This is a genomic window from Nesterenkonia flava (genome assembly GCF_031432335.1).
Classification (GTDB): Bacteria; Actinomycetota; Actinomycetes; order Actinomycetales; family Micrococcaceae; genus Nesterenkonia; species Nesterenkonia flava.
Map to the genome: position 1 here is coordinate 1 of NZ_JAVKGT010000017.1, position 15827 is coordinate 15827.

At 65.9% G+C, this 15827-nt stretch carries 14 protein-coding genes; 10 read left to right on the plus strand and 4 right to left on the minus strand.

Annotated elements, in window-relative coordinates:
• The first annotated feature begins 180 nt into the window (after positions 1 to 180).
• The 8 genes from RH857_RS07660 to xerD all read left to right on the plus strand — a co-directional run bounded on the left by RH857_RS07660 (position 181) and on the right by xerD (position 8448).
• On the plus strand, positions 181 to 1119 hold the full coding sequence (locus RH857_RS07660) for a tetratricopeptide repeat protein (protein ID WP_310537385.1): 939 nt from the start codon (positions 181 to 183) through the stop codon (positions 1117 to 1119).
• Positions 1116 to 1964: an HAD-IIA family hydrolase gene (locus RH857_RS07665; protein ID WP_310537386.1), complete on the plus strand. Its 849-nt coding sequence runs from the start codon at positions 1116 to 1118 to the stop codon at positions 1962 to 1964. Before RH857_RS07660 ends, RH857_RS07665 begins: the two co-directional genes overlap by 4 nt.
• The gene (locus RH857_RS07670; protein ID WP_310537387.1) at positions 1957 to 2115 is read left to right on the plus strand and encodes a hypothetical protein; all 159 of its coding nucleotides are present in this window, start codon (positions 1957 to 1959) and stop codon (positions 2113 to 2115) included. Before RH857_RS07665 ends, RH857_RS07670 begins: the two co-directional genes overlap by 8 nt.
• 5 nt (positions 2116 to 2120) lie before the next feature.
• A complete protein-coding gene (locus RH857_RS07675; protein WP_310537388.1) occupies positions 2121 to 2963 on the plus strand; it encodes a TlyA family RNA methyltransferase in 843 nt (280 codons plus the stop codon).
• Between the two features lie 79 nt (positions 2964 to 3042).
• Positions 3043 to 4023 (plus strand): NAD kinase, encoded by a 981-nt coding sequence (locus RH857_RS07680; RefSeq protein ID WP_310537389.1) that lies wholly within the window; start codon positions 3043 to 3045, stop codon positions 4021 to 4023.
• The gene (recN, locus tag RH857_RS07685) at positions 4020 to 5783 is read left to right on the plus strand and encodes a DNA repair protein RecN (RefSeq protein ID WP_310537390.1); all 1764 of its coding nucleotides are present in this window, start codon (positions 4020 to 4022) and stop codon (positions 5781 to 5783) included. Before RH857_RS07680 ends, recN begins: the two co-directional genes overlap by 4 nt.
• Positions 5780 to 7474, plus strand: a complete 1695-nt coding sequence (gene pyrG, locus RH857_RS07690; protein WP_310537391.1) for a CTP synthase — start codon at positions 5780 to 5782, stop codon at positions 7472 to 7474. The genes recN and pyrG overlap by 4 nt, the downstream gene beginning before the upstream one ends.
• Positions 7471 to 8448: a site-specific tyrosine recombinase XerD gene (xerD, locus tag RH857_RS07695; RefSeq protein ID WP_310537392.1), complete on the plus strand. Its 978-nt coding sequence runs from the start codon at positions 7471 to 7473 to the stop codon at positions 8446 to 8448. The genes pyrG and xerD overlap by 4 nt, the downstream gene beginning before the upstream one ends.
• Before the next feature lie 13 nt (positions 8449 to 8461).
• On the opposite strand, the gene RH857_RS07700 is transcribed toward xerD, so the two are convergent.
• From RH857_RS07700 to RH857_RS07715, 4 genes are all read right to left on the minus strand, one after another.
• Positions 8462 to 9616, minus strand: coding sequence for a bifunctional 2-methylcitrate synthase/citrate synthase (locus tag RH857_RS07700; RefSeq protein ID WP_310537393.1), 1155 nt, complete (start codon positions 9614 to 9616; stop codon positions 8462 to 8464).
• A 61-nt stretch (positions 9617 to 9677) separates the two neighbouring features.
• Positions 9678 to 10574 (minus strand): methylisocitrate lyase, encoded by an 897-nt coding sequence (gene prpB, locus RH857_RS07705; protein ID WP_310537394.1) that lies wholly within the window; start codon positions 10572 to 10574, stop codon positions 9678 to 9680.
• Positions 10574 to 12091: an MmgE/PrpD family protein gene (locus tag RH857_RS07710; protein WP_310537395.1), complete on the minus strand. Its 1518-nt coding sequence runs from the start codon at positions 12089 to 12091 to the stop codon at positions 10574 to 10576. The genes prpB and RH857_RS07710 overlap by 1 nt, the downstream gene beginning before the upstream one ends.
• Positions 12088 to 12753 (minus strand): GntR family transcriptional regulator, encoded by a 666-nt coding sequence (locus RH857_RS07715; RefSeq protein WP_310537396.1) that lies wholly within the window; start codon positions 12751 to 12753, stop codon positions 12088 to 12090. The genes RH857_RS07710 and RH857_RS07715 overlap by 4 nt, the downstream gene beginning before the upstream one ends.
• A gap of 159 nt (positions 12754 to 12912) precedes the next feature.
• On the opposite strand from RH857_RS07715, the gene RH857_RS07720 reads away from it, so the two are divergent.
• Positions 12913 to 14835, plus strand: coding sequence for an AMP-binding protein (locus RH857_RS07720; protein WP_310537397.1), 1923 nt, complete (start codon positions 12913 to 12915; stop codon positions 14833 to 14835).
• A 106-nt stretch (positions 14836 to 14941) separates the two neighbouring features.
• Positions 14942 to 15826: a ParA family protein gene (locus tag RH857_RS07725; RefSeq protein WP_310537398.1), complete on the plus strand. Its 885-nt coding sequence runs from the start codon at positions 14942 to 14944 to the stop codon at positions 15824 to 15826.
• Position 15827 lies beyond the last annotated feature (1 nt).

The following is a 15827-nucleotide window of genomic DNA, read 5'->3' on the forward strand; positions in this document are numbered from 1 at the left end:
GTACTGCACACGGGAGTGTGTGGGAGAGTAGGACACCGCCGGACACACATTGAAAGAAGAGCCGAGACAGTTGGATCAATGACGATTCAGCAGTCTCGGCTCTTCTGCATGCCCAAACGGTTCTCCGCAGCGCCCGGGGAGCCCAAGTATCCTAGTCCGGTGACGAATCGAGAAGGCCCTATGAATCAGCGCAGCTCCAGCGACCGTCCGCAGCGCGGACGCCCTGCCCGTGATCGTAACGCGTCAGAGCGTTCACCCCGTGGTGGGAGTCCTCGTGAGCGTGCGGGCAAGCCGGCACAGCGCGGTGGCTCCGAGTGGGACCGCTCAGGTCGGGACAGCGCCCCCCGTGGGCGTCCTGAGCGCAATCCCCGAGACCTTCGGCGGTCCAACCTTGAGGAGCGGGGTCGTTCGCCGGAGATCGACGAGGACGTCACCGGCAAGGAGCTCGATCGCGAAGCGGCGCGTCAGTTAGGCACGCTCAACGATACGAATCGGAAATGGGTGGCCAAGCATCTTGTCATGGCCGGCCGGCTGATTGATATTGAACCCAAGCTGGCCTTCGAGCATGCTCTAGCGGCCTCCCGTCGCGGAGGGCGTCTCGCGGTGGTGCGTGAGGCGGTGGGTTTGACCGCCTATGCCGCGGGTAACTACGACGAGGCGCTACGCGAACTGCGCACTTATCGCCGGATCAGCGGCGATCACACGCACTTGCCAGTGCAGGCGGACTGCCTCCGCGGACTGGGGAAGCCGGAGAAGGCGGTGGAGCTCGCAGAGGACGCCGAGGCAAAGAAGCTGACCGGTGCCGCTCGCGCGGAGATGGCCATGGTCGTAGCAGGAGCACATCAAGACCTTGGTGATCCAGCATCCGCAGCATCCGCACTGGAGATTCCTGAGCTGAGTCTTGAACGTGCCTTCAGCTTCTCTCCGCGTCTCTACGCGGCGTACGCCGGTGTCCTTGAACAACTGGGACGTACTGAGGAGGCACGGCGCTGGCAGGCACATGTGGCCGTTGCTGAGCGTGCGCTGGGCGTGGGCGCCTTCGAGGAGCCTGAGATCATGGACTTTGATGATGACGAGGACGGCGGCGAGCCGCTTCCCAAGGTCAAGGACGTGCTGTGACGTCTTCCGCCGCCCATTCCCCGATGCCCACTGTGCCGTTGGTCGAGGAACATGACGGTTTCCTCTTCGACCTCGATGGTGTCCTCTACGCCGGTCCAGCAGCTGTGCCCGGGGCTCCCGAAGCACTGAAGAGGTTGAAACAGCGTGGCTTTCCCGTGGCCTTCGTGACGAACAATGCCTCGCGTTCCCTCGCCGAGATCGCCTCGCACCTGCGGGAACTCGGCATCCCTGCCGAGGAGCATGAGGTCTACAGCTCCGTGTCAGCAGGGGTGACGCTGCTGGCCGAGCACGTCCCGGCTCCGGCAGCCGTGCTGGTGACGGGAAGTGAGTACCTGAAGGAGCAGGTCGCGGCCGCCGGCTACACCGTCGCGGCTAGCGCCAGCGACCAACCTGCGGCAGTCATCCAGGGGTTCGAGCCGACGCTGGGTTGGCCAGACCTTGCGGAGGCGTCCTACGCGGTCAATCAGGGGGCCCTCTGGTTCGCCACCAACCTCGATCACAGCGTGCCCCGGGATCGCGGCATCGCTCCGGGTAACGGTGCGCTCGTGGAGGCGGTTGGTCGCGCCACGGGGACTCGCCCCCTGGCGGCGGGGAAACCGCAGCCGGTCATGTTCGCCCAGGCGGCACAGGCACTGGACCTGAGATCTCCATTGGTCATCGGTGACCGGATCGATACCGACATTATCGGCGGCAATCGTGCTGGCTTTACCACTGCGCTGGTGCTCACCGGCATAGGCACCGCGCAGCAGGCGGCCGCGGCCACCGGGGAAGAGCGTCCGGAGTGGGTACTGAGAACCCTTGACGATCTCTTCAGCGGAGACCACCGGAGCCCAGCTGATGTCTGAACAGCCTGCGGCGGAAGGCCGTAAGGCCTCGGTGGAGCCGCCCGTGGAGCCCGAGCTGCTCACTCTCGAGGCACTGGAGGAGCAAGTGCGTGCGTCCGAGCAGTTGCACCGCGAGCTGAGCAGTCGTCTCGAGAAGACCGCGCGCGAGTAGGGCCCATGTCCGGACAGCGACTCGATAAGGAACTAGTCTCACGAGGCCTCGTCTCCAGCCGAACCCGGGCAGCCCAGCTGATCTCCGCGGGGCAGGTCCGTGTCAACGGCGCCGCAGTGACAAAGCCCTCCGCAAGCGTTTCTGCCGACGCACAGATCAGCGTGCAGGACCAGGACCCCTGGGTGAGTCGTGCTGCGCACAAACTGCTCGGCGCGTTGGAGGCTTTCGACGACGTCGTCGTCGCCGGACGGCGCTGCCTGGACGCGGGTGCCTCCACAGGGGGCTTTACTCAGGTGCTCCTGAGCGCAGGCGCGGCCGAGGTCACCGCCGTGGACGTCGGCCACGGGCAGCTCGTGGACTCGCTGCGGCAGGATCCTCGGGTCACCGACAGGGAGGGCCTGAACCTGCGCCATATTGCTCCTGGGGACCTGGGGGAGCCGTTCTCCCTGATCGTGGCCGATCTGTCCTTCATCTCCCTGCGGCTCGTGCTGGGGCCTCTGCGGGACCAGGCAGCTGCGAGTGCCGACCTGTTGCTCATGGTCAAGCCGCAGTTCGAGATCGGGCGAGAGAGACTCAGCCGCACCGGAGTCGTCACCAGTGCGCAGCTGCGCCAGGAGGCGGTGTTCGGCGTCGTCACCGAAGCACTGGACCTCGGTCTTGAATTCCGGGGCGCCGTCCGTTCCCCTCTGCCCGGTCAGGACGGCAACGCCGAGTTCTTCCTGCACCTGCGCGCTCCCGAGACCCCGCAGGCCGAGGCCGCGACACCCAGGCCTCGGGCAGCTGAGAAGAAGTCAGCCCTTCCGTCCCACGTGAGCGATAGGCTGGAGGCGGTCCGCTACGCAGACTGAGCCGGAGCGGCGGCACAATGTGCCTGCTGCGCCTCACCGTTCGACCTCGATTCGCACCACGACTGCCAAGGAGGCGCCGATGACACGGAAGGTTCTCGTGCTGGCCCATACCGGGCGCCGGGATGCTGTGGAGGCCGCGGTGACGGTGGCCGAGCGGCTGCACTCTGCAGGACTGCGACCGGTGATGCTGGCTCGTGATATCGCATCCATCGCTGCCGTTGACTCTGCACAGCTCGCTCACATCCCTGTGGCCGTCGCGGAGGACGAGGTGCCGCTGGAGGACTGCGAAGTCGGCATGGTCCTGGGCGGCGACGGCTCCATCCTGCGTGCGGCAGACCTTGTGCGCGAGGCAGATCTGCCCCTCATGGGCGTCAACCTCGGGCACGTCGGCTTCCTCGCCGAGTCCGAGCGCACAGAGCTCGATGCCTCTGTGCAGTGGGTCGTGGAGCAGAACTACATCGTGGAACGCCGCATGGCGCTGGACGTTCAGGTCTGGCAGGGAGCGCAGCACGTAGGCTCCAGCTGGGCGCTGAACGAGGCGAGCATCGAGAAGGACTCCCGTGAGCGCATGATCGAGCTCGTCATCGAGATCGACGGCGCCCCCGTGTCGACCTTCGGCTGCGACGGCGTGGTGATGGCCACCCCGACCGGGTCCACCGCCTATGCCTTCTCCGCCGGAGGGCCCGTCGTGTGGCCTGAAGTCCAGGCCCTGGTGATGGTGCCGATCTCTGCCCATGCGCTCTTTGCCCGACCGCTTGTGGTGGATCCGGACTCCATCATGGGCGTGGAAGTCCTCCAGCGCGACGACGAAGAAGGCGTCCTCTGGTGCGATGGACGCCGCTCCATGCAGCTTCCCGCCGGCTCCCGCGTGGAGGTCACCCGTTCCGACAGGCCAGTGCTGCTGGCCCGGGTCAACCAGACTCCTTTCTCCCAGCGCCTGGTCGACAAGTTCAACCTCCCCACCACCGGATGGCGAGGCCCCGTCGATGCCTCCAACCGTGTGCCGCAGCACCACAGCAGCGTGGGTCAGGAACTGGACCGCGGAGAGGAGGACGCATGATTGAGCATGTCACCATCAGTGACCTGGGCGTCATTGAGCGCGCTGACCTTGAACTGGCCTCCGGATTCAACGTGGTCACCGGTGAAACAGGTGCCGGCAAAACCATGGTCGTGACGGCGTTCGGGCTGCTGCTGGGAGCCCGCGCCGAGGCTTCTGCAATCCGAGCCGGTGCCTCCAAGGCCACCGTGGACGCGGAAGTGGCGGTGCGTCCCGGCCATCGGGCCCTGCGACTCGCCGAGGAGGCCGGCGCCCTCCTGGAGGACGAGCAGGAGAACGACGACGACGCCGAGGCCCCCGCCACCCTCTTGCTGGGCCGGGCTTTGAGCAGCAAGGGCCGCAGCCGTGCCAGCGTCTCTGGCCGCGCCGTGCCCGTCTCCGTGCTGGGCGGCATCGGTGCTGAACTGGTGACGGTTCACGGGCAGAGCGACCAGCTGAGGCTGAAGTCCGCCAGCGCCCAGCGCCGCGCGCTGGACTCCTACGCGGGGACGGAGTTTCGGCAGCGTTTGGACCGCTACCGTGAGCTCTTTGCGCAGTGGCAGCAGCTCTCCGCGGAGCTGCAGGAGATCACCACCAACGAGCGGGAGCGTCGCCGCGAAGCGGAGCAACTGCAGCAGGCCCTGGAGCAGATCGATGAGATCAGCCCCACCCCCGGTGAGGATGATCAGCTCAAGGCCGAGGCCCTGAAGCTGGAGAACATCGAAGCTCTGCGGGAGGCCGCGCGCACCGCCCAGTCCGCGCTGGCGGGGGCAGACGCCGCTGAGGTGGTCGAGCCCGGTCCTAATGCTGTGGAGCTTGCGGAGGCGGCGGCATCGGCGCTGAACGCTCAGACGGACCAGGATGAGGAGCTCGCCGCCATTGCGTCCCAGGTGGCGCAGGCCTCTACTCTGCTCAGCGACGCTGCTGGTCAGCTGGGTCTGTACGCGGCGGGACTTGACGAGTCGGGACCCGAGCGGCTGGCGCAGGTCCATCAGCGCCGCGCGGACATCGACCGGCTGCTCCGGCTCTATGGTCCTGATATCGACACTGTCCTGCGCTGGGCCGAAGACTCCCGGACTCGGCTGATGACGCTGCAGAGCGACGAGGACCGCATCGAAGAGCTCACCGGTCAGGTGCAGGCTCTGGAGTCCCAGCTTTGGGAGCAGGCCGATGAGCTGCGTGAGGCGCGGCTGGCGGCGGCCGAGCGGCTGGCCGAAGCGGTGGGGGAGGAGCTGGCTGCCCTGGCGATGCCCCATGCCCGGCTGGTCGTCGACGTCGTCGCCGCCTCGGAGTTGACCCGTCACGGGGCAGATGACGTCGCGTTCCTGCTGGCACCCCACGCGGGGGCGCAGCCGCTGCCGCTGGGGAAGGGTGCCTCAGGCGGTGAGCTCTCCCGCGTCATGCTCGCCCTGGAGGTCGTGCTGGCCGAGAAAGCTCCGGCGACCACGTTCATCTTCGACGAAGTGGATGCCGGGGTCGGCGGCAAGGCAGCGGTCCAGATCGGCCGCCGCCTGGCGATGCTGGCCCGTCACGCCCAGGTGATTGTGGTCACCCACCTTCCCCAGGTCGCCGCCTATGCTGATCAACACATTCGTGTCTACAAGAATTCTGACCAATCCGCCGCCGACGGGGCAGGCTTCACCGCCTCCGACGTGCGGCCCCTGACCCACCAGGAGCGCATCGGTGAACTGGCCCGTATGTTGGCCGGCCACGAGGACTCCGACACCGCCCGTGCCCACGCCGCCGAGCTCCTTGAGGCGGCGCGAGCAGAGACCCGCGAATGATAGGCTTGAACCCCGTGGTGCAGCGCAATTCATCCAGGAACCAGAACAGCCCCTTCACAACTCGACAGATCTTTGTCACAGGGGGTGTGGTCTCCTCGCTCGGCAAGGGTCTGACGGCCTCCTCTCTGGGGCACCTTCTGCGGTCCCGCGGACTCTCCGTGGTCATGCAGAAACTTGATCCCTACCTCAATGTGGACCCGGGGACCATGAACCCCTTCCAGCACGGTGAGGTCTTCGTCACCGAGGACGGCGCAGAGACCGATCTGGACATCGGTCACTACGAGCGCTTCCTTGACGAGAACCTCGACGGCGTCAATAACGTTACGACCGGTCAGATCTACTCCTCCGTCATCGAGAAGGAGCGGCGGGGAGACTACCTCGGCGACACCGTCCAGGTCATCCCTCACATCACCGATGAGATCAAGCGCCGCATGCGCCTGCCCGCAGAGTCAGCCGGTGGCACTCCGGATATCATCATCACCGAAATCGGCGGCACCGTCGGGGACATTGAGTCCCAGCCCTTCCTCGAGGCCGCTCGGCAGATCCGCCAGGACATCGGCCGTGAGAATGTCTTCTTCCTTCACGTCTCGCTGGTGCCCTACATCGGTCCCAGCCAGGAGTTGAAGACCAAGCCGACCCAGCACTCGGTAGCGGCCCTGCGTTCGATCGGCATCCAGCCCGACGGCATCGTGCTGCGCAGCGACCGGGAGCTCCCCGCGGACATCCGCGGCAAGATCTCCCGTATGTGCGACGTCGACGCCGACGCCGTCATCAACTGCGCCGATGCGCCGAGCATCTATGACATCCCGCGAATTCTGCACAAGCAGGCCATCGATGCCTATGTCGTCCAGGCACTGGACCTGAAGTTCAAGGACGTGGACTGGTCCAAGTGGAACCGTCTGCTCAACGTGGTGCACAACCCCGACCATGAGGTCGAGGTAGCGCTGGTCGGCAAGTACATCGATCTCCCCGACGCCTACCTCTCGGTCACCGAGGCGCTGCGCGCCGGCGGTTTCGCGCACAACGCCCGCACCAAGATCCGCTGGGTGGCCTCGGACCTGTGCTCCTCCGAGGAGGGCGCGGCCAAGGCCCTCGCCGGTGTCGATGCGATCTGCGTGCCCGGGGGCTTCGGAGTTCGCGGCCTTGACGGGAAAATCGGTGCCCTGCGCTATGCCCGCGAGAACGGCATCCCCACCCTGGGCCTGTGCCTGGGTCTGCAGACCATGGTGATGGAGTACGCCCGCAACGTACTCGGACTCGCAGAGGCGAACTCCACAGAGTTCGACCCCGAGACCAAGTTCCCCGTCATCGCGACGATGGCCGAGCAGAAGGACATCGTTTCCGGCGAGGGCGACCTGGGCGGCACCATGCGACTGGGCGCCTACGACGCTTCGCTGCTGGAAGGATCGGTGGTGGCCGAGGCCTACGGCTCCACCGCGATCTCCGAGCGGCACCGTCACCGCTACGAGGTCAACAACGCCTACCGCGAGCAGCTCTCGGAGGCGGGGCTCGTGTTCTCCGGAACCAGCCCCGACGGGAAACTGGTCGAGTTCGTGGAGCTTCCTCGTGACGTCCATCCCTACTACGTCTCCACCCAGGCGCATCCTGAGCTGAAGTCCCGGCCCACCAACCCGCACCCGCTGTTCGCCGGGCTCATCAAGGCAGGTCTGGACCGTCAAGAGGCTCGGTGAGCCTGACGTCGCTGGCGGGTGAGATCGGCTCCTACCTGGACCATCTGCGGGTTGAGCGGGGCTCCAGTCCCAACACGCTGGCGGCCTATCAGCGCGATCTGCGCCGCTATGAGCAGTATCTGGGCAGCAGGGGATTAACCTCACCCGCCGCGATTGAGACCGGACACATCGCTGACTTCCTCCGTCTGCTCAGTGACGGCAGTGACGGCAGCATCCCGCTTTCCGAACGGTCGGCGGCACGAGTGCTCGCCTCGGTGCGCGGCCTGCATCGCTATTGGGCACAGGAGGGCCGGACCACGCACGACCCGGCCCGGGAGCTCAGCGCCCCCAAACTGGCTCAGACGCTGCCCAAGGCACTCACCAGCCAGCAGGTCGCAGACCTGCTGGAGGCTCCGAGTCCCGCGACCCCCCTGGGGTTGCGGGACCGGGCTCTGCTGGAGTTCCTCTATGCCACCGGAGCCCGCATCAGCGAAGCGGTCTCCCTGGACGTGGACGATCTTCATGATCTCGCCGGCAACGACTCCGACGAGGAGGTGATGCTTGTCCGAGTCACCGGCAAGGGGAACAAGCAGCGCATGGTGCCGCTGGGCCGCTACGCGCGGCGGGCCGTCGGTGACTACCTCACCGCGGGCAGGCCGTCCCTTGCCGAGGCCGCCGCCCGAGGTGCCCGTACAGCCCGGCGCAGCAGCCCCGCGCTATTCCTGAACAAGCTCGGCGGAAGACTCTCACGCCAGTCGGCGTGGACCGTCCTTCAGAAGAGCGCAGCGGCAGCAGGGATTGAGACCGATGTTTCGCCCCATACGCTCAGGCACTCCTGTGCGACCCACATGCTCGAAGGCGGTGCGGATGTGCGCACGGTCCAGGAGATGCTGGGCCACGCCTCTGTGACCACCACACAGATCTATACGAAGGTGACGGCGGAAAGCCTGTGGGAGCAGTACCTCACTGCACATCCCCGCGCCCAGCATGCCTGATCAGCTGGTGCGCTCAGGCAGCGGCCGCGACCGGTGGCAGACTCCGCTCATCCGGGCCCCGATAGATGCTCAGCGGACGGATCAGTGAGTTCGCGCTCCGCTGCTCCATGATGTGGGCCGTCCACCCGGTGATCCGGGAGGCGATGAACAGCGGGGTGAACATCTCCGTGTCGAATCCCATCAGGTGATAGGTGGGGCCTGCCGGATAGTCGAGGTTCGGCTTGATGCCCTTAACCTCCTCCATCGCGTCCTGCAAGCCGTCATAGAGACCCATGATCTCCTGGCGGCCGTAATGGGCAACCATCGCATCCAGGGCGCGTTTCATGGAGGGTACCCGCGAGTCACCGTTCTTATAGACCCGGTGGCCGAAGCCCATGATCTTGCGGCGCTCTGCCAGCGCCTGCTCCAGCCACGCCCTGGCACGCGCGGCGGCCTCGGCAGCGGGTTCATCCTCGATGCCGATCTCTTCGAAGGTGTGCATCACGGCTTCGTTCGCTCCGCCGTGCAGGGGGCCTTTCAGCGCGCCGATCGCCGCCGTGACCGCCGAGTGCAGGTCAGACAGCGTGGAGGTGACTACACGGGCGGTGAAGGTCGACGCGTTGAAGGAATGCTCGGCGTAGAGCACCATGGATACGCGGAACGCGTCAACTACCTCGGGCGCCGCCTCTTCACCGAAGGTCATCCACAGAAAGTTCTGCGAATAGTCCAGATCCGACCGAGGGGGGACCGCATCCAGTCCACGCCGGCGTCGCTGGTCATAGGCGACGACGGCGGGAAACGCCGCGAAAAGCTCCTTCGCCTTGATCAGCTCCGCCTCGGGTGAGGAATCAGCCGCGAGAGGGTGGTTGGTGCCGATGACGGAGACCGCGGTGCGTCCCACGTCCATGGGATGGCAGTCGGTGGAGAGCAGGTCGATGGCGCTGCGGACGTTCTCGTCCAGATCCCGGTGCTCGCGTTCCAGTTGGAGGAATTCTTCACGCTCCTGGGGTGTCGGCAGCTGGCCTGTCCACAGCAGCAGGGCCACGTCCTCGAAGCTCAGCTGCTCGGCCAACTGCTGGACCGGGTAGCCGCGGTAGAGGAGCGAGTTGGTCTCAGGGTTGACTTTCGAGATGCTCGTGTAATCGGCGATGACGCCGGCGAGGCCTTTGCGGACTTCGTTGTCGTTCATGGCGGGCTCCTTCTCGGGTGGGTGTCTCCATTGACATCAGCGATAGGGCAACAGCGAGACCTTAGGGAACATCGAAGGTGAAGACCTCGTCGTCGAAGGCGGAATAACCGGCGTAGTCGACCACTTCATAGAGCCTGGCGCGGGTCATCATCTGATCGACCTGTGAGGCCTGGGTCCCGTCGGCCGCCAGGGCGTCAAGGGTGCGCTCCACCGCGCCCATGGCCGAACGCAGGGATGTCACCGGATAGATGATCAGCGCAACACCGGCCTCGGCCAGCTGCCGTCGCGTGAAAAGCTCGGACTTGCCGAACTCCGTCATGTTCGCCAGCACCGGCACATCCAGGGCGCGGCAGACAGTACGGAATTCCTCGAGGTCTTTCAGGGCCTCGGGGAAGATGGCATCCGCCCCGGCGGCCACCAGCATCCTGGCCCGGTCGATGGTCTCGTCCAAGCTGTAGGAACCACGCATATCGGTGCGCGCCATCAGCAGGAAATTCTCGTCCCTGCGTGCCTGGGCTGCGGCCCTGATACGTTTAGTCGCCGTCTCGGCGTCCACCACGCTCTTCCCATCGAGATGGCCGCAGCGTTTGGGGTTGAACTGGTCTTCGATGTGACAACCTGCCAGGCCCGCTCCTTCCAACTCCTGGACGGTGCGGGCCACGTTCATCGGCTCTCCAAAGCCGGTATCTGCATCCACGAGGGTGGGCAGGTTTGAGAGCCGGGCGATCTGCCCGGCCCGCTGCGCCACCTCGGAGAGCGTGGTCAGTCCAATGTCCGGCAGGCCCAGCTCGTTGGCCAGCACGGCCCCCGAGACGTAGAGCCCGTCGAAGCCCTTTTCCTCAATAAGCGGTGCGGACAGGGGAGTGAAGGTGCCGGGAAACTGGCGGCCCGCCCCGGGGACCAGGATCTCGCGCAGACGCTGACGCTTCTGCGCGGGCGTTGTGGTCGAGTAGAGCATCAGAACAGTCCCTTCGGTGCAGCAGCCAGGTCGATCACGCCGTCGGCGGCCACGAGGTCCAGGGCCCCGAGTTCACCGGGGCCAAGGGCTTCGAGGTTCTGCACGGCCGTCAGGAATCGATCGGCCTCCTCGTCGGTGATTAGCCCCTGGGAGAGGGTCCGGAACTTGGTGATGTACTGGTCCCGGGAGAAGGGGCGGGCACCCAGAGGGTGAGCATCGGCGACGGCGATCTCGTCGGTGATGACCTCTCCGCTGCGCAGGCGAATCTCCACTGACCCGCCGAAGGCCTTCTCCGAGATGTCCAGCGAGTGGTAGCGCCGGGTCCACTCGGGGTCCTCCTCGGTGGTGACCTTCTGCCACAGCGCCACGGTGTCAGGACGGGCTGCGCGCTGCGGCGCATAGGAGTCCACGTGGTGCCAGGTGCCGTCTTGGAGGGCCACGGTGAAGATATAGGGAATGGAATGGTCCAGGGTTTCCCGTGAGGCGCTGGGGTTGTACTTCTGAGGATCATTGGCGCCGGAGCCGATGACGAAGTGGGTGTGGTGGCTGGTGCGGATCCGCACCGATTCTACCTGGTCAGGGTCGGCGGCCTGGGGATGCTCGTGGTGCAGTCTGCGCGCCAGGTCGATCCAGGCCTGCGCCTGGTATTCCGCCGAGTGCTCCTTGGTATAGGTGTCCAGGATTGCTCGCTTCGGTTCGCCCTCTGCCGGCAGCGGCACGGTGTACTGGGCCTCGGGGCCGTCCAGCAGCCACGCGATGACTCCATCCTCGCCCTCATAGATCGGCACCGGCGACGTCTGGCCTCGCATAGCCCGATCCACTGCCTCGACTGCCATTTTCCCGGCGAATGCCGGGGCATGGGCCTTCCACGTAGAGATTTCACCCTTGCGGGACTGACGGGTCGCCGTCGTCGTGTGCAGGGCCTGTCCCACCGCCTGGAAGATTGTTTCGGTCTCCAGTCCCAGCAGCGTCCCCAGCCCGGCTGCCGCAGAGGGGCCCAGGTGGGCGACGTGGTCGATCTTGTGCTTGTGCAGGCAGATCCCCTTCACCAGATTGACCTGGATCTCATAGCCGGTGGCGATGCCGCGGATCAGGTCTGCCCCGGAGGCCTGGGTGTGCTGGGCCACAGCCAGGATCGCCGGGATATTGTCCCCGGGGTGGGAGTAGTCGGCCGCGAGGAACGTGTCGTGGAAGTCCAGCTCGCGCACCGCGACCCCATTGGCCCAGGCGGCCCACTCCGGGCTGGTGGGAGAGGCGACACCGAAGACCCCTGCACCCCTGCCGCCGGTGGAGACGGGGTGAGAGAGTGCCTGGGCGCGCGCGGCCACGATGGGAGCACGGTTCAGCGAGGCCACGGCCACTGCGGCGTTGTCGATGATCCGGTTGATCACCATCTGCGTGACGTCGGGCTCCACCGGCACCGGGTCCACGGCCACCTTGGCGATCTTATGGGCCAGCTGGTCCTCGCGGACCAGGTTCTCTTCGCTACGGTAGACCCGCACGGTGTGCTCGATCATGAGAGGTGCTTCTCCTTGTCCTCAACGGTGCCGCGGTTACCTGCGGTGTTCTTCGTGGTGATGTAGTTCAGGCTTCGCCGCAGATGCAGCCCCACTGCGGCCGCCGCCATCTCCGGATCGCCGGAGGCGATGGCCAGGCAGATCTGCCGATGCTCACCGGCTGAGTCCGCCAGGCGCGAGGGCTGACGCTTCGCCAGCCGGCGAGCCCGCACCAGATGCAGGCGCATCGTCTGCAGAGCCGCGCGCAGGTAGTCATTGCCTGCCGCCTCGTCGATGGCAGCATCCATACGGGCAGCCAGCCGATAGTGCTCTTCGGCGTCGGTGCTCGCGGAGACCGCAGCGAACTCCTCGGCCAGATGCAGAAAGGTCGCAGGCTCACCGCGTTCGGCGGCTAGTCGCGCGGCCTGGGTCTCCAAAGGGATCCGGAGCTCGAACAGGTGGTCAATGTCGGCGAGGGAAAGGCCGCTTACCACGGTGCCTCGGCCTTTTGCCTGCGCAGCCAGCCCCTCAGCGATCAGGCGCGAGAACGCTTCGCGCACCGGGGTGCGCGAGACACCGATCCGCTGAGCCTGCTCAACCTCTGCCAGCACTGTCCCTGCAGAGAGGTCTCCCTGAATGATCTCCTCACGGAGCCGGGTGTAGGCCAGATCACTTGCTCGCATGGCCTCAGTGTATACACAGAACTCGAAAACCGTCGATAGATCCCAGATGGCGTGGGGAATATTTGGTTGTGTGTATACACAACTCTTTACTTCATGTGATGCGCGTCATACCCTGAAGTCAGCAGCGCCTAGTGTCAGAGCGTTTATCAGGAGGTCGCTATGCGGTCCAGCACCACATCCAGTTCCGGGTATCGAAGGCTGTACGCGGACTCCTTGGAGGATCCGGAGACCTTCTGGTTACGCGCCGCTGAGTCCGTGGACTGGAGCAAGCCCCCGCAGCGGGCGCTGGACGATTCCGCAGCCCCCACGTATCGATGGTTCCCCGACGGAGAGCTGAACATCACCGTCAGTGCCTTGGACCGACATCTGGAGGCAGGGCGAGCACAGAAGCCCGCTCTGATCTACGACTCGGCGATGACCGGGCAACGCCGCACCTACACCTACGCCGAGCTCACCGAGGAAGTTGAACGGACTGCAGGCATGCTGGCCCAATGCGGGGTGGGCCGAGGAGACCGGGTCATCATCTACCTCCCGATGATCCCGCAGGCTCCCATCGCCATGCTGGCGTGTGCGCGCCTGGGCGCGGTGCATTCGGTGGTCTTCGGCGGGTTTGCGGCGCGCGAGATCGCCACGCGCATCGATGACGCCCAGCCGAAGGTGCTGCTCACCGCCTCCGGCGGGATTGAGCCCAGCCGGAGGGTCGAGTACCTTCCCGCAGTGGCCGAGGCGCTGAAGCTGGCAGAACATGCTGTGGCAGACGTCGTCGTGCTGGAACGGGAAGGTTTCAGCACCCGGCTGGGGGATCTGTCGGCGGAGCCGGAGATTTCCAGCCGATGGCATGACTGGCAGGACCTGCTCTCGCGCGCGCCGCGAGCAGGGGCGGTGACGGTGGCGGCCACCGATCCGCTCTATATCCTCTACACCTCTGGGACCACGGGAAAGCCCAAAGGAGTGTGGCGGGATCAGGGTGGCACCGCAGTCGCCCTGGCGTGGTCGATCTCTGCCATCTTCGACATCGGGCCCGGGGAGACGATCCTCACGGCCAGCGACGTCGGATGGGTGGTGGGACACTCCTATATCGTCTACGCACCGCTGCTGGCCGGTGCCACGACTGTGCTCTACGAGGGGAAGCCGGTGGGAACTCCTGACGCCGGGGCCTTCTGGCGCCTGGTGCAGGAGCACAGAATCAAGACCCTGTTCACCGCCCCGACAGCGCTGCGTGCCATCCGCCGTGCCGATCCACATGCCCGCCTGGTGGAGGACTACGACCTCAGTGAGCTGTGCTATCTCTTCGCCGCCGGGGAGCGGCTGGACCCCGAAACCCAGCGGTGGGCCGCACAGGCTCTGAAGGTGCCGGTGGTGGACAACTGGTGGCAGACCGAGACCGGCTGGCCCATCTGCGCGAACCCTGTGGGGATCGAGGAACTGCCCATCAAAGAGGGGTCGGCCACCCTGCCGGCCGCCGGCTACGACGTGCGGGTGCTCGATCCGCTCGGTCAGGAGCTGCCGGCGGGACGGGAGGGCAATCTGGCCATCAAGCTGCCTATGCCCCCGGGGACGCTCGCGGGGCTGTGGGGCAGCGAGCAGCAGTTCATCGACTCCTACCTCAGCGCCTTCGAGGGGTACTACTCCACCGGAGACTCCGGGTACATCGATGAGGACGGTTATGTCTTTGTCATGGGACGCACTGACGACATCATCAATATTGCCGGGCATCGGCTATCCACCGGCCAGATGGAGGCCGCGCTCGCCAAGCACCCCGCCGTTGCCGAATGCGCCGTCATCGGTCTGACCGACGAGCTCAAGGGTCAGAGGGCCGCCGGGTACGTGGTGCTGAAATCCGGAGATGCTCCTGATCACGACGAGCTTCGTCACCAGTTACGGGAGCTGGTGCGCCAGACCATCGGAGCGGTAGCCGACTTCAAGGACGTTGCCGTCGTCGAGGCCCTGCCCAAGACGCGCTCCGGCAAGATCCTGCGCAAGACCATGCGACAGATCGCCGCGGGGGAGGACTACCGCATCCCCTCCACCATTGAGGACGCCTCGGTCATCGAGGCGATCACGCCGGTGCTGCGGCCGTGAGCCAGGTGCTCAAGTACGGCTGAAACCTTCGCCTCTTGCCTGAAATCCCCGGCGGGGTAATCTGGTCGAGTTGTCCAACGACCACGTGCGAGAAAGGCAGAGGCCAGTGATTGAGCAGCCGAGGGAGCTCTTCACCATTCACGGTGATGCGATCATCGGCCCCACCGGCCGGCCGAAGCACGACTTCCCCGTACCGCCCCCGCTCGACTCCCACGGGCCCGCGCGCATCATCGCGATGGTCAATCAGAAGGGCGGCGTAGGCAAGACCACCAGCGCCATCAACTTGGGCGCGGCGCTCGCCGAGTACGGACGCCGTGTTCTCATGGTCGACTTCGACCCCCAGGGCGCGCTCTCGGCAGGTCTCGGGGCAAGCCCCCACGATCTGCATGTGACCGTCTACAACGTGCTCATGGAGCGGGACGTAACGGTTCACGACGCCGTCATCTCCACCCACGTGCCGGGCGTGGACCTCCTACCGGCGAACATTGACCTCTCCGCCGCCGAGGTGCAGTTGGTCACCGAGGTGGGGCGCGAGCAGGTCCTGGAACGGGCGCTGCGGCAGGTCCGCGACGAGTACGACGTCGTCATCATCGATTGCCAGCCCTCTCTGGGCCTGCTGACCGTCAACGCCCTGACCGCGGCCCACGGAGTGGTGATCCCGCTGGTGGCTGAGTTCTTCGCCCTGCGTGCGGTCGCCCTGCTGAAGGACACGATCGAAAAGGTTCAGGACCGAATTAATCCGGACCTGGAGATCGACGGAGTGCTGGTGACCATGGTGGATCTGCGCACCACCCACGCCAAAGAGGTGATCCAGCGCATCGTGGAGGCCTTCGGCGAGAAGGTGTTTGAGACCGTGGTGAAGCGCTCGGTGAAGTTCCCCGACGCCACAGTGGCAGCAGAGCCCATTACCAACTACGCCGAGAAGCACGATGGGGCCAAGGCCTATCGGCAGCTCGCCCGGGAGCTTATCGCCCGGGGAGGTGCGCCGTAGC